General features: G+C 68.0%; 13 protein-coding genes. 3 read left to right on the top strand and 10 right to left on the bottom strand.

All coding sequences use genetic code 11. From position 1 onward, the window contains the following. Positions 1-47 precede the first annotated feature (47 nt). Complete coding sequence (locus IB258_RS13690; RefSeq protein ID WP_192352715.1) at positions 48-2,255, top strand: TonB-dependent siderophore receptor; 2,208 nt, start codon at positions 48-50, stop codon at positions 2,253-2,255. A 37-nt stretch (positions 2,256-2,292) separates the two neighbouring features. Here the strand turns inward: IB258_RS13690 and IB258_RS13685 are convergent, their stop codons facing one another. The 5 genes from IB258_RS13685 to IB258_RS13665 all read right to left on the bottom strand — a co-directional run bounded on the left by IB258_RS13685 (position 2,293) and on the right by IB258_RS13665 (position 9,218). After that, positions 2,293-3,810: a thymidine phosphorylase family protein gene (locus IB258_RS13685; protein ID WP_054451799.1), complete on the bottom strand. Its 1,518-nt coding sequence runs from the start codon at positions 3,808-3,810 to the stop codon at positions 2,293-2,295. Further along, positions 3,807-5,165: an MBL fold metallo-hydrolase RNA specificity domain-containing protein gene (locus IB258_RS13680; RefSeq protein WP_192352714.1), complete on the bottom strand. Its 1,359-nt coding sequence runs from the start codon at positions 5,163-5,165 to the stop codon at positions 3,807-3,809. The genes IB258_RS13685 and IB258_RS13680 overlap by 4 nt, the downstream gene beginning before the upstream one ends. A gap of 26 nt (positions 5,166-5,191) precedes the next feature. Beyond that, positions 5,192-7,546, bottom strand: a complete 2,355-nt coding sequence (locus IB258_RS13675) for a xylulose 5-phosphate 3-epimerase (RefSeq protein ID WP_192352713.1) — start codon at positions 7,544-7,546, stop codon at positions 5,192-5,194. A gap of 25 nt (positions 7,547-7,571) precedes the next feature. Next, complete coding sequence (locus tag IB258_RS13670; protein WP_054451796.1) at positions 7,572-8,453, bottom strand: ribose-phosphate pyrophosphokinase; 882 nt, start codon at positions 8,451-8,453, stop codon at positions 7,572-7,574. Positions 8,454-8,606: 153 nt separating this feature from the next. Beyond that, the gene (locus tag IB258_RS13665) at positions 8,607-9,218 is read right to left on the bottom strand and encodes a class I SAM-dependent methyltransferase (protein WP_192352712.1); all 612 of its coding nucleotides are present in this window, start codon (positions 9,216-9,218) and stop codon (positions 8,607-8,609) included. Between the two features lie 68 nt (positions 9,219-9,286). Between IB258_RS13665 and IB258_RS13660 the strand changes: the two genes are divergently transcribed. Together IB258_RS13660 and IB258_RS13655 are read left to right on the top strand one after the other, a co-directional pair. Next, positions 9,287-9,706 (top strand): RidA family protein, encoded by a 420-nt coding sequence (locus IB258_RS13660; RefSeq protein ID WP_192352711.1) that lies wholly within the window; start codon positions 9,287-9,289, stop codon positions 9,704-9,706. 113 nt (positions 9,707-9,819) lie between these two features. Continuing rightward, on the top strand, positions 9,820-15,993 hold the full coding sequence (locus tag IB258_RS13655) for an autotransporter outer membrane beta-barrel domain-containing protein (protein WP_192352710.1): 6,174 nt from the start codon (positions 9,820-9,822) through the stop codon (positions 15,991-15,993). A 25-nt stretch (positions 15,994-16,018) separates the two neighbouring features. Here the strand turns inward: IB258_RS13655 and IB258_RS13650 are convergent, their stop codons facing one another. From IB258_RS13650 to IB258_RS13630, 5 genes are all read right to left on the bottom strand, one after another. Beyond that, on the bottom strand, positions 16,019-17,596 hold the full coding sequence (locus tag IB258_RS13650) for a serine hydrolase (RefSeq protein ID WP_192352709.1): 1,578 nt from the start codon (positions 17,594-17,596) through the stop codon (positions 16,019-16,021). A 7-nt stretch (positions 17,597-17,603) separates the two neighbouring features. Beyond that, positions 17,604-18,776, bottom strand: coding sequence for a hypothetical protein (locus tag IB258_RS13645; RefSeq protein WP_370539831.1), 1,173 nt, complete (start codon positions 18,774-18,776; stop codon positions 17,604-17,606). Continuing rightward, positions 18,773-19,918: a D-alanyl-D-alanine-carboxypeptidase/endopeptidase AmpH gene (gene ampH / locus IB258_RS13640; RefSeq protein WP_192352708.1), complete on the bottom strand. Its 1,146-nt coding sequence runs from the start codon at positions 19,916-19,918 to the stop codon at positions 18,773-18,775. Before ampH ends, IB258_RS13645 begins: the two co-directional genes overlap by 4 nt. Positions 19,919-20,056: 138 nt before the next feature. Then, positions 20,057-20,974, bottom strand: a complete 918-nt coding sequence (locus IB258_RS13635) for a GAF domain-containing DNA-binding protein (protein WP_233564540.1) — start codon at positions 20,972-20,974, stop codon at positions 20,057-20,059. Between the two features lie 109 nt (positions 20,975-21,083). Then, complete coding sequence (locus tag IB258_RS13630; protein WP_192352707.1) at positions 21,084-23,165, bottom strand: PIG-L family deacetylase; 2,082 nt, start codon at positions 23,163-23,165, stop codon at positions 21,084-21,086. Positions 23,166-23,223 lie beyond the last annotated feature (58 nt).

Below are 23,223 nucleotides of genomic sequence, written 5' to 3'. Positions count from 1 at the left end.
CGCCTTATTTTGCAGGCGGCCCCAAGCTCAACCGAACGGAGCACTTCATGAGCAAACGTCGCCATAACGGCCGCGCCGCACGCCTGCCATCGCGGGTGCGGTACGCGCATTCTGGCTTTTCCCTCAACCATCTCGCCGCGGCGCTGCTCGGACTGAGCGTCGGCGCGGCATCGCCGGCGTGGGCCCAGCAGGCGGCCGAGGCAGGAGTGAAAACACTGCCGGCAGTGACTGTCACGGGCCAGGCCGAAGCGCCCGCCGCGCCCTATGCCGGCGGACAGGTGACCTACGGCGGCCGCGTGGGCTTTCTAGGCGACAAGGATTCGATGGAGACGCCATTTTCCGTCATCAGCTACACGGAAAAGTACATCGAGGACTTGCAGGCGCAGGACATCACCGACGTAATCGCCCGGACCGATCCTTCGGTGTTCAGCAACGGCGTGACCGGCGCCTGGAGCGAAAACTACTCGATCCGCGGCTTCAGCTCCAGCACTACCGATATTTCGTTTGGCGGACTGTTCGGCATGGCGCCGTACTACCGGACCACGCCGGAAATGTTCGAGCGCATCGAAGTCCTGAAAGGTCCGTCCGCCTTGCTCAACGGCATGCCGCCAGGCGGTTCCGTCGGCGGTACCGTCAACCTGGTGCCCAAGCGCGCGGGCGCTGAGCCCCTGACGCGCCTGACGGCGACCTACATGTCGGACTCGCAGTTCGGCGGGCACATAGACCTGGGACGGCGCTTCGGCGAGAACCAGCAGTTCGGCCTGCGCTTCAATGGTGTGTATAGGGACGGCGACGGCCCGGTCGACAACCAGAAGAAAAAGGCGCAGCTGGCCGCGCTGGGCCTGGATTGGCGCGGCGAACGCGCGCGCGTTTCCATCGACATGTATGACAGCGATGAGCGTGTGGACGGCGTGACCCGAGGGATCAATCTGGCGCCTGGCATAGGCGTGCCCAAGCCGCCCAAGCCTGAAACCCTGTTGAATCCGGACTGGGCCTATGTGAAGAACCAGGACAAGGCAGCCATGATCCGCGGCGAATTCGATGTCAGCGATAACCTGATGGCCTACGCCGCCATCGGTACCAGCCGGTCCGAATACACCTACAACGGCGCCATGGTGGCGCAGGTGTTCAATGAGGCGGGGGACTATCGCACCTCGATGGGCCAATTGAACATGAACGTGAAAAAGACGTCCGGAGAAGCCGGTTTGCGCGGCAAATTGCAGACCGGCGGCATCAAGCACCAGTGGGTGTTGAATGCCACGTACTACTCGGACAACCAGCGGGACTACGGCCGCAGAACAGTGCCGGGGGCGGACTGGGTCACCAACATCTACCACCCTGTGTGGGGGCCGGCCCCCGATACCAGTTGGCCGCCGATCCTGCACAGCAAGACGCGCCTGGTGAGCTACGGCCTGGCGGATACCTTGTCCTTCGCAGAGGACCGGGTGCAGCTGACGCTGGGCGCGCGGCGGCAGGAAGTGCGCACCGACAGCTACAGCGTCACGACCGGGGCGCGGACCAGCCGCTATGACGCCAGCGCCACGACGCCCGCCGCCGCGCTGCTGATCAGGGCGACCGACAACGTTTCGGTGTACGCCAATTACATCGAAGGCTTGAGCAAGGGCCAGACCGCGCCGGTCACCGCCGCCAACGCGGGACAGGTGTTCCCGCCTTACAAGACCAAGCAGACGGAAGTCGGCGTCAAGGTCGATCTGGGGGATTTCACCCATACCGTGAGCCTGTTCGAGATAAAGCGGCCCAGCAGCTATACGGACCCCGTCACCAACGTCTTCTCGTTCGGCGGCGAACAGCGCAACCAGGGCGTGGAGTGGGGCTTTTTCGGCGAACCGATGCGTGGTGTGCGCCTGATGGGCGGTGTGGCGTACATCGACCCCAAGGTCACGAAGACCGCCATCGCCGCCAACGAGGGCAAGCAGGCGACCGGTGTTCCCAAGCTCCAGGGCAAGCTGGGCGTGGAATGGGATGTGCCGGCGGTGCAGGGACTGACGTTGACGGCCAATGCAACCGCCGTGTCCAAACAGTACATCAGCGCCGACAATTCGCTATCGGTGGCGGGACGCACCACCTACGACGTAGGCGCGCGCTACGCCACCAAGGTGGCTGAGCGCCCGATCGTGCTGCGAGCCGCCATCAACAATCTGACGAACAAGGCCTATTGGGGCATGCCGCAGTTGTCGAGCCTGGCGCTGGGCGCGCCGCGCACCTTCATGCTGTCTGCCTCGATGGAGTTCTAGGCGGGCGGCTGAATGGCGGGCGGCGCTGCCGCCCGCTTCAGGCTTCGATGGTCACGATATCCCCGGCGTGCCGCGCATACTCCAGCGCATAGGCCATTTCGCTGCGGGTCTGCGCATGGAGATAGAGCCAGGGCTGCCCGCGCGCGACTTCATCGCCCAACCGCGCGTGCAGCGACACGCCGGCTGCAGGCCGTTCCGGCGCGCCGGCCAGCTTGGCCAGGCGCGACAGCTTGCGGTTGTCGATATGGGTCACGCGGCCGGCTTGCAACGCGACCAGAGGTTCGACGTGCGCGGCCTGCGGCGGTTCGCGCAGGCCGCCCTGGGCGGCGCAGATGCGGGCGAACTTCTCCCAGGCCTGGCCGCTGTCCAGGGTCCGCAGCGCCAGCGCAATGCCTTGCCCGGGCGGCGCCGCGCCGCCGATTTCGAGCACGGCGCCCGCAACCAGAGCGGCGCGTTCGCGCAGGTCCTGCGGCTGATCGGCGTCGTTGCGCAGCACGGCCAGCACGTCGCGGGCTTCCAGCGCGGGGCCGATGCCGCGGCCGACGGGCTGGCTGCCGTCGGTATACAGGCAGCGCAGGGTCAGGCCGAAATGCGCGGCGGTTTCTATCAGGTGGCCGGCAAGGCGTTCCGCAGCCTCGCGGCTGCGGACCTTGGCGGTGGGCCCGACGGGGATGTCGATCACCACATGCGTCGCCCCGGCGGCGATCTTCTTGGATAGCACCGAGGCGATCAGCTGGCCCTCGGTGTCGATGTCCAGTTCGCGTTCCACCCGCACGAAGATGTCGTCGGCCGGGCTCAGGTGCATGGCGCCGCCCCAGGCGATGCAGCCGCCCTCGGCCTGGACCACCCGTTGCAGCTGCTCGATGCCCAGGTCCACCGGCGCCAGCATTTCCATGGTGTCGGCCGTGCCCGCCGGCGAAGTGATCGCGCGCGACGAGGTCTTGGGCATGACCAAGCCGTTGGCCGCGGCGATGGCGACCACCAGCGGGGTGGTGCGGTTGCCGGGCAGGCCTCCCACGCAATGCTTGTCCACCACGATCGGCGCCTGCCAGCTCAGGCGGTCGCCGACTTCGACCATGGCTTTGGTCAGGAAGATGGTCTCGTCGACGCTCAGCGGCAGCGTGGCCGTGGCGGTGAGAAAGGCCGACAGGTGCACGTCGGTGTAACGGCCGCGCACCACGTCGCGGACAATGGCGGCAAGATCCTCTTCGCCCAGGCGGCGGCCATAGATGCGCTGGCGCACGCCGGCCAGGGACTCCAGCACCGGCGGGTGGCGGACCTGCACGCTGTCGCCGTCGCGTATGTCCAGCGCGTCCCAGGCTTCCTCGGACAGCGCCACCTCGTCGAGCGCGAGCAGGTCGCTGTCGATCTGGTAGAGCTGGGCCTGTACTTCGTGGCCGTTCGAGGTGATCAGCACTTGCGAACGCGACGCCAAACCTTCGGAACGGCAGACGTGGCAGTCCGCGCGCATCAGCGCTATCGGCTGATGCTGCGCGTGCAGGCGCATGCGCGTGGCGCGCAGCGCGGGCGGCTTCAGTTCCGGCACGCTGCTCACAGCTCGTACCTCTGGTCCTGCAGCGGGACGGTGACATGCCAGCTGAGTTCGCGCTCGATGCGTTCGCGCAGCGCTTCGGAGGCCTCGGGTTCGCCATGGACGATGAAGACCCGGCGCGGCGCTTCCTGGAAGCCGGACAGCCAGCGCATCAGTTCGTCGCTGTCGGCATGCGCCGACAGCATGGGCAGTTCGGCGATCTCGGCATTGATGGGCGTCCACTGGCCGTAGATCTTGGTTTCAGTCGCGCCATTGAGCAGCTTGCGGCCGCGCGTGCCGGCGGCCTGGAAGCCGGAGAAAAGCAGGATATTGCGATGGTCGCTGCCGAAGGCGGCGATATGGTGCAGCACCCGGCCGCCGGTGGCCATGCCGCTGGCCGAGATGATGACCTTGGGATAGCGGTTGGCCGACAGCGCCTTGGATTCTTCGACGTCGCGCACATAGGTCACGGCCGAGCAGGCGGCCTCGTATTCGCGCGGGGAGAGCTTGTGCTCGCCGGCATGGCGGTCCAGCAGTTCGGTGGCGCTGGTGGCCATGGGGCTGTCCAGGTAGACCGGGATGTTCTGCAGCCGGCCGGCCTGGCGCAGCTTCCACAGCGCATGGATCAGGGTCTGCGCCCGCCCGACGGCGAACGCTGGAATGACGACCGTGCCGCCGCGCTGCACCGTGCGTTCGATCACGGCGCCCAGGGCTTCGACGGGATCGGCCGGGTCGTGACGCCGATTGCCGTAGGTGGACTCGATGACGATGTAGTCGGCCCGTGGCACGGGCTCGGGATCGTGCATCACCGGATCGTTGTAGCGGCCCAGGTCGCCCGAGAACACCACGCGCATGCCGCCGATATCGATCTGCGCGGTCGTTGCGCCCAGGATGTGGCCGGCGCGGCGCAAGGTCAGCTTCGCGCCGCCGGGCAAGGCGGTTTCCTGGTGCAGCGCTACATCGGAAAAATGCGTCAGCGCGCGTTCGGCGTCGACCACGCGATAGAGCGGCAGCGCGGGTTTGTGCTTGGAAAAGCCCTTGCGGTTGGCGAAGTCGGCGTCCTTTTCCTGCAGATTGGCGCTGTCCAGCAGGATCAGCTCGGCGACGTCGCGGGTTGCGGGCGTGGCGTGGATCTTGCCTTTGAAGCCTTCGGCCACCAGCCGCGGCAGATAGCCGCAATGATCCAGATGCGCGTGCGTAAGCACCACCGCATCGATGTCGGCGGGCGACAGCGGCAGTCGCTGCCAATTGAGTTCGCGCAGGTTCTTCAGGCCCTGGAACAGGCCGCAGTCGATCAGCAGGTGCGTGTCGGCGTGGCTCAGGAGGTGCTTGGAGCCGGTAACGGTGCCGGCTCCACCCAGGCAGGTCAGTGTGAGCATGGTTTCCTTGTGCAGCATCAGAATGATCAGGCGAGGTCGGCGGGATTGCCCTTGCCGTCCAGGGCTTGCAGGCGCGGCGCGTCCAGCACGTCTACGCGGCGCCAGCCCGCGACGGCAGCGGCCGCATCTACTGCATGCGCCCAGGTGCAGCGGTTGGCGTACAGCATGCCGGCCACGTCCAGCGTGCCGCCGCGGCTGATGTAGCCCAGCGCCCGGGTGCGGGCCGGGCCGCCGTCCAGCCGGCGCAGCACGCCCAGCATGGGTTCGGGGCGCGTATGGCACAGCAGCACGCGCGGCAGGCCGGGCGGGAAAAGCGCGTGGACGGCTTCGTCGGACAGGACAAAAGCGGATTCGAGCTCGTCGCGCGGTGTGCGCAGTCGGCCAGGTTCCAGCACCACGGATACGCAGGATTCGTGTCCCTGCCGCGCCAGATGGGCGCGGGCTTTCAACGCCTCTTCGAGCTGGTACGCGCCGATGGCGACGAACTGCAGCACGCTGGTCTTCGGGTCGCCGGCGACGTGCGCGGCGCCCTGTTCGATCAGCGTCTGCGCGGCCTGGGCGTCGAAGCGCTGCGTGCCCTCGCGCTTGGACACGACCATGCAGGCCACCTGCGCGCGCTGCGCGTAGACCGCGCGCAGCGCCGCCGCGGCGCTGTTGCCGTCCACCGGAAAGAGCACGCGGGAGGTATCGGACATTTCACCCAGCAGGGCTTCGCCTATGGTGGGATCCTGGTGCGATTGCTCGTTCTTGGCGTTCTCCCACGTATGGGAGGTGACCACCAGCGGCACTGACAGCCAGCCCGGGGATTGTCCCAGTTCCTTCTGGCGGCGCGCGAAGATGATTTCCTGGCGCAGCAGGCCCAGCATCTTCACCGCGAAGGCCTCGTAGCTGACGATGAGGTTCAGGCCGCCCTTGTTCGCCAGCGCGGCGGCGGCCACCGCTTCCTCGTTCAGGGCGGTGATGACGGCGCCGTGCTGGTCTTCGGCCACGCCGGCCTCCGGATGGTCGACGCGGTGCTTCAGCAAGGCCAGCGTGCCGCCCATCTTGTTGCTGGCCAGTTCATCCGGATTGCCGATGCGCACGCGCAGGCGCGGATTGGCCCGCACCAGTTCGACGAACCAGCGGTCCAGCGCCGCCATGGCGCTGCCTTGGGCGCCTGCGGTTTCCCAGGCGGGTTCGGGCAGGGCAGGCGCATCGGGATGCCGGTGCGCCATGGGGTGTCCGCTTTCCAGCGGGCGTTGCTGCGCTCCGTGATTGGCCAGCGCCGCCAGCGCCGCGTCCAGTTCCGGCCCCGGGACGAACAACCGGGCCGCGCTGGCGTTGAAAGCGTCGCGGGCCGCGCTGTCAGTATGAGGGTTGCCGCCCAGCGGCAGGTTGTGCGCGGCGTTGGTGCCGGCGCCGGGAAAGCCGAATCCCTTTTCGGTTTCGGCGATGACGTAGGGTAGCCGGGCGGGGTACTGGAAGCCTGGCGCCGCGAGGCTTGCGGCCAGCGCGTCTTCCGCCGCCAGGATGGCCCAGGCGATGGCCGCCGGATCGCGGCCGTCGACGATGAGCGGATCGAAGCCGTTGTGGCGCAGGTCCTCGGCCAGCCAATGCGCGCCGCCTTCCTGCACGATCTGCGTGCGCTGCTCGATGCGGCGGCCATTGAGGATCATGACCGGCACGGCCTGGCCGCAATCCTCGGCGCGCCACCAGCGCGTGGCCCAGTCGGAGCCGCGCTGTTCTTCGAACGCGCCGTCGCTCAGAAAGGCCACCAGGTTTTCGCCCGGCAGCGGCATGTGCACGTATTGCAGGCCGGCGAAGCCCAGGTAGCCGCCTTCCGACACGGCGCCCGCCGTGTTGGGGCCGGCGTGGCTGCCCAGCGGCACGGCTGGCAAACCCCGGGCGTCGATGGCGTAGGAATAGAAGTCCGTGATCAGGCGTCCCAGCCCGGCTTCGCTGCGGTCATAGCGGCCGCGCTGCGCAGGCGACACGTCGCCGGTCAGGGCGTTGACGGCTTCGATGGCGGCCACGCAATGGCCCTGGCCCATCAGCCAGCCGCGGGTCTTGCCGCTCAACGCGTTGGCCAGCAGGTAGGCGACGAAGGCGGGCGCCATGTTCAGCGAACCGCCCGTATGGCCTTCGGGGTTGGGCTTGAAGTCTTCGGCGGCCAGCGGCGCGCCGTTCAGGTCGATGCGGCGTGCGTAGGTCATGTGCGCCACCACGTTCATGGCGGCGCAACTGAGGCGGTCGGCCGCGGCCAGCATGGCGTAGGCATCGTCCGCGCTGGCGATGCGGCCGCTGGCCGCCAGGCGTTGCACCAGCGCATCGATGCGCTCGACGGTTTCAGCGCGGTGCTGGATGGGGCCGTGGCCAGATAGCCAATGCTCGCGTAGCGTCATCGCGGGTTCCTTTCAAATCGGGTGATCAATCGCGCAGGTCGCGCAGAAGTGCATTGGCCAGCAAGGGCGCGAGTTCGATGCGGTTGCTGGGATGGGGCACCGCGTCGGTGGAAACGACGCGTTCAAAACAGGCGGATACCTGGGACCAGGCGTCCTCGGCGAAGAGCGCATGCACCACCACGCATTGCGGCGGCCGCATGCCCGCCAGCTTGCCGGCGGCCGTCACCAGGGTGCGGCCGGACGAGGCGATGTCGTCCACCAGCACCGGCGTGCAGTCGCGCCAGGCGGAGAGGTCGGGCGCTTCGATGTCGACCTGGCGGTCGCCGTGACGGGTCTTGCGCAGCACCACGTGTGGCGCGCCAATGCGCGCGGCGATGGAGCCGGCCCATTGCTCGCTTTCCTCGTCGGGGCCGACGATCAGCGGCGCTTGCACATTGCCGGCGATCCAGCTGGCCAGCCGCGGCGCGGCATGCAGCGTGGTGGTCGGGATGGTGTACAGCGCCGCCAGCGACGGATGCCGGTGCAGATGCGGATCGACCGTCAGCAGGCGGTCGAAGGTCGACGACACCAGGCGCGCGAACGACAGCGAACTCACGCTTTCTCCGTCCTGGAAGCGTTTGTCCTGGCGCATATAGGCCAGATAGGGCGCGATCAGGTTGACCTCTGTGGCGCCCAGGTCGCGCGCAGTGTCGGCCGCGAAGATCAGGCCGAGAAAGCTGGGATCCGGCCGGGCCAGCGTGCAGACGATGTCGACGGCGCGTCCGCGCGGGTCGCCATGCAGCCGTACGTAGCTTTCGCCGTCAGGAAAACGGCGGGTCTCGACGGCGCCGAGTTCACCTTGGCACAGGGCGGCAAGGCGCTTGGCGAATCCTTCGTTGCCGGGGAGCGGGAGGATAAGTCTTTGCATGAATGCCGGGTCCGCCTGATCGAGGTAAGGGAAACCGAAGAGGCCGGGTGGGCCCCGCGCAGCCCCAATGGGGCCGCGGCATTCTGATTATGGCGCAGGGGCGGCGTTTGCCGGCGTTGTCGGCCGGTCAAACCTTGATGTAACTCAAAGGTTTTATGTATGCCGCCGCGCCAGCCAGATGTTGGCGCCGCCGCAGGTCGTATCGCCTTCCACGTGGCGCACCACTTCGAAGCCGGCCTGGCGCAGCAATTCGCGGTACGCCGCGCTGTCCAGGCTGCCGTGATAGAGCGGTTGGCCTTCGAACCGGCCGATGGCTTCCCCCAGATGTGTCCCGCTGGTGTACATCAGCGCCGCGCCCGGCGCGGCAAGGCGTGCGAAGGTCTGGAACATGGGCCGCTGGTCTTCAGGCCGCAGGTGAAAGAAGCTGTGCCAGGCGATCAGCCCCTGGAAGGGCCGCAAGGGCGGCAGGCTGCGCATGTCCGCTTCAATCCAGCTGTGTCCTGGGAACGAGGCTCTTGCCCTCGCCAGCATCGCGTCCGAGGCATCCACGCCGGTCAGCCTGCAGCCGCGTTCGATCAGATGGCGGGCGATGGGGACGCCGTTGCCGCAGCCTATGTCCAGCACCTGGGGAGCGGGGCCGGGCAGCAGATCCAGGAACGCGTCCAGCCAGGCGCGTTCGGCCAGCTGCGTGCCGCGCAGTTTCTCGAAGGCGTCGGCATGTTCGCGATACAGCGTGATCACGTTGTCGGCGGGGGAGGTGGACATCGCGGCGTTCCCTAGTAGAGTTGCAAATCCCGATAAGCGAGCAACGCCCGCGTTGCACAAGGACTTCCATGAGCAAGATCGAGCGCCTGCGCCTTCCCGATGACGATCCCGCCTTTGGCGCCAACCGGATCTTCGACCTGTTCCAGTACTCGCCTGCGGTCACGGCCAATGGGCTGGTTTTCATCGCCGGGCAGATCGGATTGCGCGCTGACGGTTCCGTGCCCGAATCGGCTGCGGAGCAAGCCGACGTGGCGTTCCGGCGCATCGCCGCGGTGCTCGGCCATCTGGGCCTCGATTTTACCGACGTGGTCGAAATGGTCTCGTATCACGTCGACATCGGCGCGGACCTTGCCGGGTTCCGCGCGGTGAAGGAAAAGTACATACGGTCCGAGTTCCCGGCCTGGACCATACTCGGCGTCGCCGCGCTGGCGCGACCCGGTCTGGCGGTGGAGATCAAGGTGGTCGCGGCGGTGCGCGATTCGAAATAGGGGGGCCGGAAGCGGCGACTCGTCAGCCGGGATGGTTGATTCGTCATCTTGGACTTGTACGGCGCGCGGTGAACGGCGAATTTCTCAATTTGCCCAATTCCGCCGCTGCAGCCATGATCTCCCCGCAAGATATTCCAAAGCCCGGCCGCAACGGCCTGCGGCTTTCCAGGCTGGCATTGCTTTTGCATGCGGGAATCTCCGCCCTCTACGTCTTCGGGCGGCCGGCGTTCTCCCAGACCGCGCCGCTGTCCTATCAACTGCGCGGCGCCGACGGCGCCTGTTGTTCCAGCGGCAATCATCCCAACAATGGCCATGACGGCCAATGGGGCCAGCGCGACTTCGTGCAGACGGACCGCAACCAGCGCATCAGCGCCAATGGGGCCGGCCAGACCGGCATCCTGATCGACGTCAGCGGCGGCCATGGCGGCAACGGCAGGGATGCCAACCAAAATCACTGGGGGGGCAATGGCGGCGGCGGGCGGATCATCGACTACATCTTGTCGGCCAGCACGGTCAACGCTGCTGGCCGCGGAATAGACTTGTATTCCGCGGGCGGCAATGGCGGCCTGTGGGGCAATGCGGACGGACCCAATGGCGGTTACGGCATCGGCGGCGACGGGCATCAGGCGCGCATCACGCTCGACAACGCTACGGTAATGGGCACGGGGTTCGGCGTCGCGGTCCAATCCTGGGGCGGCGCGGGGACTGACAGCGCCATCGCCGACGGCTTCAGCGGCGCTTACACGTCCGGCCACGGCGGCAGCGCCGGACTCGCGTCCGTGATACTGCAAGGGACGAGTTCGGTGACGGCGCGCGGACCGGGGCCGGGTGATGTCAGTGCCGCGGTGGGTCTGATCTCGTCGGGCGGGCCCGCGGGCGCGGCCGAGCACACGGGCGATTTCGGCGGGCATAGCGATGCGGGCCGGGGCGGCGATGCCTCGACGGTCATGTTCACGTCCTCGGCCGGAACGTCAGTCAGCGGCCACGGCGACGGCGTGTACGGCGTGATCGCCCGTTCCATCGGCGGCAATGCGTCGACGTCCAATGGCGTTGACACCAAGGCCGCGGCGGGCGGCAATGCCGGCCAGGTCAGCGTGACCAACGGCGGCGCCATCAGGACCGACGGCAACCGGGGGATCGGCGTCTATGCGCTGACCCAGGGGGGCAATGGCGGCAACGGCGGCAACGGTTCGTGGTCCGGCGGACACGACGGCGGCGCGGGCGGATCGCCTGGCGCCATCTCGATCGTCAATACGGGGAAGATCACGGCTGGCAGCAACGGCAGCGTCGGCGCGAAAGGCATCGTGGCCAGCGTGCTGGGCGGAGAAGGCGGCCCCGGGGGCGCCAGCGGCGCTTTTGGACGGGGCGGGGACGGCGGCGCGGGCGCGGTTGCGGGCCAGGCGATCTCCATCACCAATGCGGGCGTCATCAGCACCTTCGGCAACGATGCGGCCGCCGTCATTGCCAACAGTGCGGGCGGCGGCGGCGGGCTGGCTTCGTCCAGCAACGGCATCATCGCCGTGGGCGGCGGGCATGGCGGCACGGGCGGCGCGGGAGGCGGCATCGCCATGGCCAACAGCGGCGGCATCGACACCTCGGGCGACAACAGCGCGGCGGTGCTGCTGCAGAGCATAGGCGGAGGCGGCGGCGTGGGCGGCGACGCCAACAGCACCGGCGTGATCGCGTCGGTCGCCATTGGCGGCACGGGCGGCGCGGCGGGCAACGGCGGCCTGATCCAGTTTTCCTCGCAAGGCAGGATTCTGACCCGCGCGGGCAATGCTTCGGGCGTGATCCTCCAGAGCATAGGCGGCGGAGGCGGCAGCGGCGGTTCGGCCAATGCGGTCGGCGTGGGCGTGGGGCTGAACGTGACGGTGGCGACGGGCGGCAAGGGCGGCAGCGGCGGCTCCGGCAGCACCGTGTCATTCACGCAAGCCCGCCAGGGCACGATCACGACCATGGGCGCGCACAGCAATGGCGTGCTGGCGCAAAGCATAGGCGGCGGGGGCGGCAGCGGCGGACTGGCGAATTCCCGCGTCGTCACGATCGCGCCTCAATTGGGCGACAACCCGAGCGGCGCGGTCACGGTCGCGGTATCCAACGGCGGCGCGGGACAAGGGGGCGGTGATGGCGGCTCGGCGTTGGTCACGAATGAGGGCGGCATCCGCACCTCGGCCGCGCAAAGCAACGGCGTGGTGGCCCAGAGCATAGGCGGGGGCGGAGGCAATGGCGGGGGAGTCCTGGCGCCGGTCAAGACGCCGGTCATCGGCAATTCGCTGATCGATCTGCAACTGTCCGTGCGGCATGGCGGGCAGAGTGGGCAAGGCGGCAGCGGCGGCCGGGTGCAGGCAGCGAACGCCGGCACCGGCGCCATTGCCACGGCGGGGGCCGGGTCGGCGGGCATCGTCGCGCAAAGCATAGGCGGGGGTGGGGGCAATGGCGGCATCGTCCAGATGCACGACGCTGCCAGTTTCAACGACATCCTGGGCGCGCCGGGTAGTCTCGCCGGCCTGTTGGAGAAGGCGGCGGACTGGCTGGAAAAAGGGCCGCAGTTGGCGTTCAGCAAGGCCGTCAGCCTGTCCGTCGGGGTCACGACCGGCGGCAGCGGCGGCGCGGGTAGCGCTGCCAGCGCATTCGACGTGCGCAACGATGGCGCCATCGCGACGGCGGGAGACCAGGCGCCGGGCATCCTGGCGCAGAGCATCGGCGGTGGTGGCGGCAATGCCGGGGCGATAGATTCGGCTGGGGCGTCCACGCTGCTGTCCAGCATCGATGCGCTGATCAAGGCCGCCGAGTCCGGCGCGCAGGACCTGTTCACGGTCGCGTTGCCGCAGACCAGCATCACCCACCAGACCGGCGGCAACGGCGGCGCGGCGGGAGCGGGCGGAGGAAGCGCGTCCAATCCGGCCATCGTCACCAACACGGGAACGATCGCCACGCAAGGCAGCGGCTCGGCAGGCATCGTCGCCCAGAGCATCGGAGGTGGCGGCGGCCGCAGCGCGGCCAGCGGCCAGGACCTGCAGGCGGTGGTATCGGCCGGCGCCGGCAGCCAGGCGCCCGAGATCATCGACAAGATCACCCGCATCGTCGGCATCCTGGGAACCAAGGGCGGATCGCTGCTGGGATCCCTGATCAATGTGCGCAACGGCGGCGTGGCCGGGGCCAGCGGCGCGGGCGGCGCGGTCACGGTCGACGCCGGCGCCTCGGCCAGCCGGATCAGCACGCAGGGCTATCAGGCGCCCGGCATCCTGGCCCAGAGCGTGGGCGGCGGCGGCGGCATATCGATGGTCGACCAGCCCTTGTTCCTGTGGAGCCAGACCGCCGCCACCGTCGCATTGGGGGCCACGGGCGACTCGTGGCAGAGCATGACGACGAGTATGGGCGGCGCGGTCAACGTCAGCCATGGCGGGACGCTGGCGACTGGCGCGGGCGGCTCCGCCGGGATCATGGCGCAGAGCGTGGGGGGAGGGGGCGGCGTCAGCACGCTCGCCTTGCGCAACGCCAGCCTGGCCGCGATCCAGCAGAACGCGTCCCTGTCGATCACCTTGGGCGGCGATTATCCGTCGAACAACAGCAGCGGATTCGGCCTGGCCCAAGTTGCCGGCGGCACGGTCAGCGTCGCCAACAACATCGGCCGCATCGCCACGCAGGGGTGGTTTGCGCCGGGAATTCTGGCGCAAAGCGTGGGCGGCGGGGGCGGCATGGCGGCGGTGTCGTCCAGCGCGGCGCTTAGCGGCGTCGATATCCGGCTGGGAAGCGCGGCGACCGATACGGGTGGCCCTTTTTCGAGCAGCGTGAACGGCGCGGGCGGCACGGTTGCCGTGTCGAACCTGGGCGGCAGCATCGCGACCCACGGCGCGCTTTCCTTCGGCGTGCTGGCGCAGAGCGTGGGCGGCGGCGGCGGCCTGGTGACGATGGACAACGGCTCGGGGCCCGCCTCGAGCGTGGCGAACATCACGTTCGGTTCCAGCGCGCCGATGGCCGGCCCCGGGGGAACGGTCAGCGTGACGCAGGACGTGGGCGGAAGCATCGTCACCGCTGGCGTAAATTCGCACGGCATCGTCGCGCAAAGCATAGGCGGCGGGGGCGGCATCGCCGGCCTGGCAACGCGGCCCGGGCTGGTGACCTTGAAGCCCGTCTCGTCTCCCGCGCAAGGCGGTGACGGGAACGTCGTCAGCTTGTCGATCGCGGGCCGGATCGTCACCTCGGGCAGCGGCGCCGCCGGGATACTGGCGCAGAGCGTGGGCGGCGGCGGCGGGCTGGCGGGCGACCAGTCAGCCGCGCACTACACGACCGGTCTCATACAGAACGCCGGCCTCACTGGCGGCATGGGCAATGGCGGGGCCGTCAACGTGGCCATCGGCACGGGAGGCACGGTCCAGACCTCGGGCGCGAACGCGCCTGCGATCCTGGCGATGAGCGTGGGCGGGGGCGGCGTGTTCAAGGACGGCAGCCTCTATCAGTACAGCACTCCCGGCAACGAACCGGCCTATGGCGGGCCGGTAAGCGTGGACATCGGCTACGCGGCGCAGGTGGTCGCCACCGGCGCCAATTCGCCGGCCGTGGTCGCCATCAGCAATGGCGCCTATGGCGGAGGCCGGGCCATCTCGATCAACCTGGGTCAGAACGCCCTGGTCAGCGCCAGCAGCGCATCCGGCACGGGCATCCTGGCGATCGCGCCGCTGGCCAGCGCCACCATCACCAACGCCGGCGTCATCCAGGCGCAGACCGCCATAGACGTGGCCGGCGCAGCCGTCGTCAACAACAACGGAACCGTGGCGGGCGACGTGCTCATGGGCGGCGGCAGCCTCTTCCACAACAACGCGGGCGGCGCCTTGTACAGCGGCGCCCGCTTCCAGGGCGACCTGGACAGCGCCGGCCTCCTGAATCCGGGCGGACCGGGCGTGTACACGACCACGCGCATCACGGGCGCGCTGAACCATACGGGAACCTACCGGCCCGATCTGAATTTCGGCGGCCATAACAGCGACTTCATTTCGGTGACGGGCGCATCGACCTTCGCAGGCACCGTCAAGCCGGTGCTGCACAATCCCGTGAAGAATGTATGGCTGGGAATAGGCCATTTCGCCGCCGCGCAAACCAGCATGCCCGCGACCGCCAGCGACAGTCCCTTGTTCAGCTACGCGCTGAAGAACAATGGCGCGGGCGCCCTGCGCGATCCGCTCATTTCTGTGGATGCCAACTTCACGCCCGCGGCGTTGCCGCTTTCCGCGGATCGCGCGCGGATCGCGAATTCCCTGCAGACGCTGTGGGACCAGGGGAAAGCGAGCGATGCGTCCACCTTCGACAAGTTCACGGGAGTCCAGAACGCGGACCAGTACCGCGACGCCCTGAACCGCATCGCCCACGACGGCCAGTTCGCCCGCGCCGCCAACCAGATGCATGCCTCCTACGCGTCGATGAACCGGATGATGAGCTGCCCGACTTTCGTCGGCGAAAGCACGATCCTGCGCGAGGGCGATTGCGTCTGGACCCGCCTGGACACGAACTGGACCGAGCGCAAGGCCACCTCGGACGACGAGGGGTACCGCGTTCGCCAGAGCACGCTCACGCTGGGCGCGCAACGCGAGTTCGCCACCAATTGGTTCCTGGGCGGTTCGCTGAGCTATGCCTATGGCAAGACCACGTCGGCCGCCGACTTCTCTGGCAACAGCGATACCTACGCGGGCGGCCTGGCCTTGAAGTACAACAATGCGCCGTGGCAGGTCTCGCTTGCCGTGCACGGCGGCGTGGAGAAGAGCAGGATGTCGCGCGGCACGCTGGACGGCACGGCCAGGAGCAAGCCGGAGTCGTCCTTTCTTGCGGCCAGGCTGCGCACCGCCTACGAGTTCAGCCAGCCGTCCTGGTACTTGCGGCCCTACGTGGATCTGGACGTGAATCATATCCGGCAGGACGGCTATAGCGAACAGGGCGCGGGCGCCTTGAACCTGAAGGTGCGCGGCAACGACACGACCTCGTTCATGGCTTCGCCCATGATCGAGCTGGGCGGGCGCAAGGACCTGGCCAACGGCGCGACCTTGCGCTCATACGTGGCCGGCGGGATGAGCTTTCTGAGCGGCGGCGACGTGGTCACGACGATGCAGCTCAATGGACCGGGCGCGACGCCCTTCACGTTGCGGTCGGGCATGCCCAGGACCTACGGCAACCTGTCAGCCGGCCTGGAATACGTCACGCCCAAGGGCGTGGAATTGAAGACGGAATACGCCTTGCGCGGCAACGGGGAATACCGCGACCAGTCCCTGACCCTGCGCGCCGCCTACCGCTTCTGAGCAAGCGGCGCGGCAGGGTGGAAGGCTACTTGCGGACCCAGCGGCCCAGGCCGTTGTCGTCGTAGAACTTGATGTCGAAGCCCTGGGCCCGCCCCTGGTCCATCTTGAAGACGATGGACGCCAGCGAGGCGACCAGTTCGGCTTCGCCCGCGGGCGAGAAGGCGTAGGTATCGCCGTCCCAGTGCCGCAAGGGGAAGCGCATGCCCTTGGGCCCCAGCACCAGGGTCAGCGCGCCGTTGGCCTCCTGGATCTCGGCCGGGCCGTAGTAGGGATTGTCGAACCTGCCGGTGTACTGCGACAGCGCTTTCGACGCCGCCGGCTTGGCGGGATCGGCCTGTCCGGACAGATCGGCCTGGGGTTCGAAGAACGCCTTCATGGCGCCGTTGTAGGCCGCGAACCAGTCGCGCGTGGGCTTGCCGTACAACGCAGTGTCTGTGAACGATGCCGCGACGGATTCGGCCGCGCCCACTGGCGCGCCATTGGTCAGCACCACGATGCCGATGCCGGCGGAAGGGACGATGCGGAAGGTTGTTCCCGTTCCCATCAGGAAGGCGCCGGAATGTCCCATCGAAGGACGTCCGCCCAGTTCGGTGTTGACGTTGAAACCATAACCGTAGAAGCCGGAGCGCGAGTCCAGGTCATGCGCACGGGCGCTGTATGCCTGGGGCGACAGGGCCGGCAGCAGGGCGCCTGGGGCGATCAGGGTCTTGCCCTGGTATTGCCCGTCGGCGAGCAGCAGCTTCAGCCACTCCGCCAGGTCGACGACGGTGGAGGACACGCCGCCCGCGGGCGCCTGCTGGTCGGCGTCGCGCTGGCCCGTGGGAACGAAGCGGCCGTTCTGGTAGGCGTGCAGCACGGCGCGATTGCCGCGCGCCTCGAAGTCGCCGTAGCGGTAGCTGGTCGACTTCATGCCCAATGGTTTGAAAAGCTGTTCGTCGGCCAACTGCTCCCAAGGGCGTCCGGCGGCCTTGGCCACAGCCTGGGCGCCGATGGTGGTGCTGAAGTTGGCATAGTGGTAGGACGTGCGGAAGGCGTCCAGCGGCAGCAGGCGCAGGCGGGCGATCACGTCGTCGCGGCTGAAACCCAGGTCTTCGAGGTCGTCGCCCGCCGTGCCCGGCAGGCCGGAGCGGTGCGCGAAGAAATCGCCGATCGTGGCGCGTTCGGACACGTAGGCATTGCTCAGCTTGAAGTCCGGCAGGTAGCGCGAGACCGGATCGTCCCAGGCTGCGCGGCCCTTGGACACTTCAATGGCAGCCACCGTCGCCGACAGCGACTTGGAGATCGATGCGATCTGGAACACGGTCTGCGCATCCACCGGCGCCTGTTTGCCGGCCTCGCGCGTGCCGTAGCCCTGCGCCAGCACGGTCTTGCCGTCGATGACCACGGCCACGGCCATGCCCGGAACCTGGCTGCGCTGCATGATGTCCGCGATGATTTGCGGCAGTTCCCGCAGCGCGCGTTCCTTGCTGCCTGCAGGGATGGCGACGGCGTCCGCGGGCGGATTCGGCGCGCTGGCGATGGGCACGGACTGCGACCAGGCTGCGGTGGCGCTGCCCAGCGCAAGAAGGATGACTCCGGTGACGAGCGTGTGTTTGCGGTTCATGATGGCCTCAGAATCCTGCTTGGTAAGCGATGCGGAAAACGCCCTGGTTGATGCGCAGGGCCTGGTCGCGCTGATGCGTGAGCCCGGCCTGCACGATGAAGCCCATGGGCGTGACGTAGGTGACCGCGCCTGAAATGCCCCAATCCGTATCGTCCAGCAGGCCGTACTGCGCCAGCTTCTGGCCGCTGCCGGAAAGCTTGCGCACGGCTGCTGTCGCGGTCAGCTGCCAGCGGTCGCGCGACAACGAGACCGAGGTCACGCCGTTGCCGTTGGACACGGGGGCGCCGCGAAAGGCGCTGGAATAGGTGGCTTCGTTGAACCAGCTCAGGTTCCACGAGTTGGCCAGCGGCGCGTCGTAGCGTAAGCGGGCCGATACCGTGTTGGCGCTTTTTCCTTGATCCGGATCCAGATGCAGCCGGCCCGCGTCCACCCCGCCCGACCATCCTTCCAGTCCGGGCAGATCGCGGAAGTCGTAGGAGAGAATGAAGGACTTCAATTGGTCGCTGAAGATCGGCGGCTGATCGGGCCCGATGAGGCCGCCGTCCAGGCTGAAGCGTCGGTTCATCGCGGTGTTGTCGCGCTTGAACAGCATGGCGGCCACGGAGTGCGTTCCGCGGCCCGCGGTATCCAGGGTGTAGCGTCCGCCCACCCCGATCGAGCCGCGGAACTCCGAGTTCTCGTTGAAACCCGTGTACAAGCCGTCGACCACGTGCCAGGCGTCGCCAAAGCCCAGGTCCATCTTGCCGCCGTACAGCGCGTAGTTGTCCGCCGTATAGGCGGCGAACAGGTTGTCCAGGTCCACGCCCAGGTCGGAAAACGCATTGTCCTTGGTGTCGTTGGTGGACGAGTTGAAGGTCGCCTTGGTGCGGATCGAAAACTGCCGCGTCAGTTGCAGCACCAGGGCCGCCTCCGCCGTGGGCTGCACGCTGCTCCAGTGCGAGCGGGGAAGCTGGCCGTTGTCGTCCTGCACGCCAAAGAAGCCGGTGTAGCCGGTCATCAGCAGGAAGCGGCCGTTGAGCCGTGGATAGCTTTCACCGCCGTCGCCCAGCTCGCTGTAGGGCGTGAGGAAGATCTCCGTTTTGAAGATGTCCCGGGCTTCCTGCGCGCATGCGCCTTGCGCGGCCATGCTCAGCAGCGCGGCCGCTGCGGCCTGGCGCAGCGGCCGGCAGAATCCGTTCACCGCGCCAACTCGGCCGCCAGTTCACGCACCTGGGAATGGATGTTGTTGAACATGGCGAAATTCACGCGGCTGGCGACGACGAACACGCCCAGCCCGCGGTTGGGCGACAGCACGGCGTAGGACATGAAGCCGCCCAGACCGCCGCTCTTGCCCAGCAGCAAGGGCGTGCCGTTGCGCGGCAGGGTCACCACCCAGCCCAGGCCCATGCCGTCGGCGTCGGTGACTTCCGTGCCTACGACAGACTTCAGTCCGTCATAGGGCAGCCACATCGTGTGCGCCAGCAATGACGCCTGCTTCGATTGTTTGGCGCCGTCCAGGTGCCAGCGCATCCAGCGCGTCATGTCGTCGGCGGTGGAGTAGATGCCGGCGCTGGCGTACATCACGTCCGGCACCGGCGCGTTCGGATCGGGTTTGTCGAAGGGATCCAGGCCGGTCATCAGGCGCTTTTTCTGCGCGTCGGTGAGCGCATTGGTGGTGTCGGTCATACCGGCGGGTTTCAGCACCTCGTCGGCCAGCACGGTCGAATAGTCCGCGCCGCCGGCCTTGGCCAGCGCATCGCCCAGCAGGCCGAAGCCCAGGTTGGAGTACAGCGTGGTGGTGCCGGGCACATAGGCCGGCTTGTGGCTGCCGATCCATTTCCAGTAATAGGCGCGGTCGAACGCGGCGAACGGATTGTCGGAGGGCTTGGCGTCAGGATTGGGCAGTTCACGCGGCAGGCCGGCCGAATGCGTGGCCAGGTCCAGCAGCGTCAGCGGGCGGCCGTTGGTTTCGACCTTGGCGTTTTCCGGCGCATATTTGGCCAGCGGATCCGTCAGCTTGAGCTTGTCCTTGGCTGCCAACGCCGCCAACACGTCGCCAGCGAACACCTTGGATACTGAAGCGATCCTGAAAATGGAGCGGCCATCCGGCTCCACGCCGCTGCCCGGCGCGGTTTCGCCATAGCCCTGAATCACGACCTCGTCGCCGCGCACGGCCGCGATGATCATTCCTGGCGCACCCGAGTTCAGGTACAGCTGCATGCCGGCCATGGAGACGGCATCCTGCAGCGCCAGGTCGGCCGCGCGGACCTGGCTGGCGCCCAGTGCGCAGGCGGCGCTCAAGGCTAGGGAGGTGATGCGCGGCAGTATGCGGGACGTCAGCATGCGGTTCTCTCTGCGGGACTTTGGGAACGGATGTTCCTTCGCCTGCGATGATCCCAAAAACTCGTTGCGCGGCCACTTGCGGCAGGACGAAACAACATGCCGGCATGACGAACTGCATATTTCAGAGGTGCGCCGGGTTCAGATGCCCATGCGTTCGCGCAGCGGCTTGCGGTAGGAGCGCGACACCGGCCAGGTCTCGTCCACGGCCCGCATCCGGATCAGCCACTTGTCCACGCTGCGGCGGTCCACGTCCATGACATGCAACGCGTTCGCAATGGCGGTGCGGTGCACCCGGAAGAAGGTCTGTTCCGGCAGCAGGGTCGACCATATGCCCAGCGCGCGCGAGTCCAGCACCATCGACCCGTCTTCCAGCCAGATTTCGCTGTAGTTGCCCGCCGAGCGCACGCCTACGATGGTTTCAGGCTGCACGCCGCGGACCACGCCGCGCATGCTGAGATAGATCACCGATGTGGCGCTGTCGTAGCGCGGCGCGCGGCCGCGCTCGCGGCTGTTGCCGTATTTGGCCTGGCCTATCAGGTTGGCGCATTGGTAGAGGGCGCGGACTTCGGCGGCGGACCAGGCCCGGTGCCGCACGGTGGTGTCGAAGCCGATGATGCCGTAGAGCTTCCCGTCATGGAAAACCGGCACGCTCAGCACGCTCTTGTTGCCCTGGCGCTGGAATTCGACCTGGATGGCGCGCGCGGTGCGGGGCAGGTCGTTGACGTCGTGGATGGCGACCGCCTGGCCTTTGACCATGAATTTGTGCAGCCAGGCGATCAGCGTGGTCGGCACGTCCTGGAGTTCGGCGACGAAGGGTTCGGTCTTTCCGCGGCACCATTCATGGGTATTGCGCAGGCGCAGCATGTCCGGGCGGTACTCGATCATCCATGACCGGTCCACGTCCGAGGTCTCGCCCATGTAGGCCAGCTGTTCGGAGATCGCGTCGTCGGCGGGGAGCTTGAGCAGGCTCATCGCGCAGTGGTAGAGCCAGTCCGACGAGGGATCGGGTTCAAGCAGGGTGGCGGGGTGAGTCTGGTACTGGACTGCATCCTTCACTTGCGGTTCCCCCCTGCGGCGACATGGCGCTTGGCGCGCTCGCGGGCCGGGCCCCGCGGCTAGGCTGGATTTTCCCTCTGGTAACGAGGGATGACAAGATCTGAAATCATCATCGCACCGTGGTCGGCGTCGCCGCCTGGGAGGCCTGCGTCGGCATGCGGCCCACGCTGAGCGTGCCGGGATCCTCTGCAGAGGGGCGCACCACCGCCGCCTTGTTGGCGTCGTTGGCGCCGAGCTTGGGCAGGTCGATGGGGCGCGCGGCCACGGTTTCGAAGGGGCCGCCGCCGGCCGATGGCACGCCCTCCAGGGTCACGCCGCGGGTCCAGTTGCCATCGTGGCGCGACAGCACCTCGTAGCGCTGCGGGGCGCCGGTGGCGCGGGCGACGATGTAGAGCGTGCCATTGACCAGATTGAGCGCAGGCGGCGAGGCGGCCTGGGCGTCGAGCTTGGACGGCCTGCCGTGTTCCACCAGCCACAGTTGTCCGCCGGCGCGCTCCAGCACGGCAATCATGACGTTGCCGCCGGCGTCGGCGCTAATGGCCGGGCGGCCGATATAGGGCACGCCCATGTCGGTCGGCGCGCTCCATTCCATGTCGAGATCGGTGGTGTCGCCGGTCTCCATCAGGCGGGTCAGATGGTTGTTGCCGCGCTGGCGGAAATAGAGTTCGACGCGGTCCTGGTGATTGCGGATCGCTGCCAGGCCGCCGGCGGCCTGGGGCGCGGGCACGCGGCGCCAGTCCTGCCATTCGGGGAGCTGGCCTTTGGCGGCCGGCAGTTGGCGGGTGTAGTGGAGCTCGCCGGTCCCGGTGAGCGCGAAGATGATGTAGCGTCCGTCGCCGCCCAGCGCCGCAGCGGGGGCGCCGGTCACGCCCTCCAGCGGCGGCAGGTCCTGCCAGGCGCCCCAGCTGCCGTCGACGCCGGAGGGCGTGATCCAGTGCAGCAGGCCGTCGTAGCCCAGCGCCACGGCGGCGGCTTCGCCGCGCGGCGCAACCGCCGGGATCTGGGTCACGCGCAGGCCGCCCAAGGCCTGCCAGCCTTGCCAGGTGCCGTCGTGGCGCTGTTTGTTGGCCCACACGCCGCCCAGCGGGTCGCGCGCCATCAGGCCGGCCGTGCCGTCGGTATGGGTGTACGACACCAGCGGGCCGTTGGTGCGCCCGCCCAGGCTTTGCCAACGCCGCTGGTCCGCGTCCCAGCGGTTGACGGCGCCATTGGTTTCGCCGGCAGCGAACACCACCAGGCCGCCGCGCCCGTCCGGGTAAAGCTGCGGCGCGATGTCCTGGCGCGACACGTAATAGGCGCGCTGCACCCAGGCGGCCGCGGGGCCGGCGGGCTCCTTGCAGCCGGTGGGGCCGGCGCAATAGTGGTAGTCGTTCCAGGCGTAGTGCTGGAAGGTCAGCGACTTGCTGGCGATTTCGGCCTGAGTCAGGTTGGTGGCGCGCTCCTGGCTGGGGTAATCGACGTAGCCCATCTCGGCGTAGTTGCCGGGCGCGCGCAGCATGGCTTCGCGCGCCAGCCGCGCGCTGGCGATATGGTCGGGATGGCCATGGCCGGCGCAGCGCCAGCACAGCTGCGTGTAAGGCACGGCGATCGTATCGTCGAGATGGCGTACCGTGGTCGGCGCGTACTGGCGGATCAGGTCGGCCAGCGTGTCGATCAACTGTTCGCGCGTGTAGGACTCGGCATAGGGGCCGAGCGTGTCGACGTTCTGGCCGGGTACGGATTCAGTGCGGCTCAGCGGCGTCAGGCTGCCCCAGCCCTTGCCCAGCCAGGGATCCTTCAGGCGCATGTGCCAAAGCTGCACGCGCGGATTGCCCTTGAGGGTAAAGCGCGCGATGTGCCGTCCGCCCGCGATGCCGGCGTCTTCCTTCCATTCGTCCGGTTGATGCGCCATATAGGCATAGGCGGAGCGCACGCCGCGCTCGCGTCCCAGCATGTAGGTATCGCCTTCGCCGGCATCGCTTGCGGTCAGGTAGACCAGCCGCACGCAGCCGCCTGCCTGGATGTTAGAGGCGATGTCCGGGTTCATGAACAGCAGGTCGTCGTCCAGGTGGGCGACGAAAGCCATGTCCTTGATGCCATGGCATTGCGCCAGCGTCGGCGGAGCGGCGAACGCTTGGGCGGAGAGCAGAGTGGCGACGGTACAGAGTAGCGCCCGGCCAATGGGGCGCAGCATGGCCAACAAGACGTGCATAACGGGGCGCAGCAGAAAAGGCGCGGCGCGTAAGGGGTATTGAGGTGGGACCAGTATA

It is taken from the genome of Achromobacter sp. ACM02 (genome assembly GCF_014851605.1).
Lineage (GTDB): Bacteria > Pseudomonadota > Gammaproteobacteria > Burkholderiales > Burkholderiaceae_B > Achromobacter > Achromobacter aegrifaciens.
This window is presented reverse-complemented; position numbering and strand designations above follow the sequence as displayed.

Coding starts and splice junctions, on each gene's coding strand:
- IB258_RS13670 (WP_054451796.1), bottom strand. CDS start 8,453: ATGCAAAGACTTATCCTCCCGCTCCCCGGCAACGAAGGATTCGCCAAG.
- IB258_RS13675 (WP_192352713.1), bottom strand. CDS start 7,546: ATGACGCTACGCGAGCATTGGCTATCTGGCCACGGCCCCATCCAGCAC.
- IB258_RS13690 (WP_192352715.1), top strand. CDS start 48: ATGAGCAAACGTCGCCATAACGGCCGCGCCGCACGCCTGCCATCGCGG.
- IB258_RS13665 (WP_192352712.1), bottom strand. CDS start 9,218: ATGTCCACCTCCCCCGCCGACAACGTGATCACGCTGTATCGCGAACAT.
- IB258_RS13655 (WP_192352710.1), top strand. CDS start 9,820: ATGATCTCCCCGCAAGATATTCCAAAGCCCGGCCGCAACGGCCTGCGG.
- IB258_RS13630 (WP_192352707.1), bottom strand. CDS start 23,165: ATGCACGTCTTGTTGGCCATGCTGCGCCCCATTGGCCGGGCGCTACTC.
- ampH (WP_192352708.1), bottom strand. CDS start 19,918: ATGCTGACGTCCCGCATACTGCCGCGCATCACCTCCCTAGCCTTGAGC.
- IB258_RS13660 (WP_192352711.1), top strand. CDS start 9,287: ATGAGCAAGATCGAGCGCCTGCGCCTTCCCGATGACGATCCCGCCTTT.
- IB258_RS13680 (WP_192352714.1), bottom strand. CDS start 5,165: ATGCTCACACTGACCTGCCTGGGTGGAGCCGGCACCGTTACCGGCTCC.
- IB258_RS13650 (WP_192352709.1), bottom strand. CDS start 17,596: ATGAACCGCAAACACACGCTCGTCACCGGAGTCATCCTTCTTGCGCTG.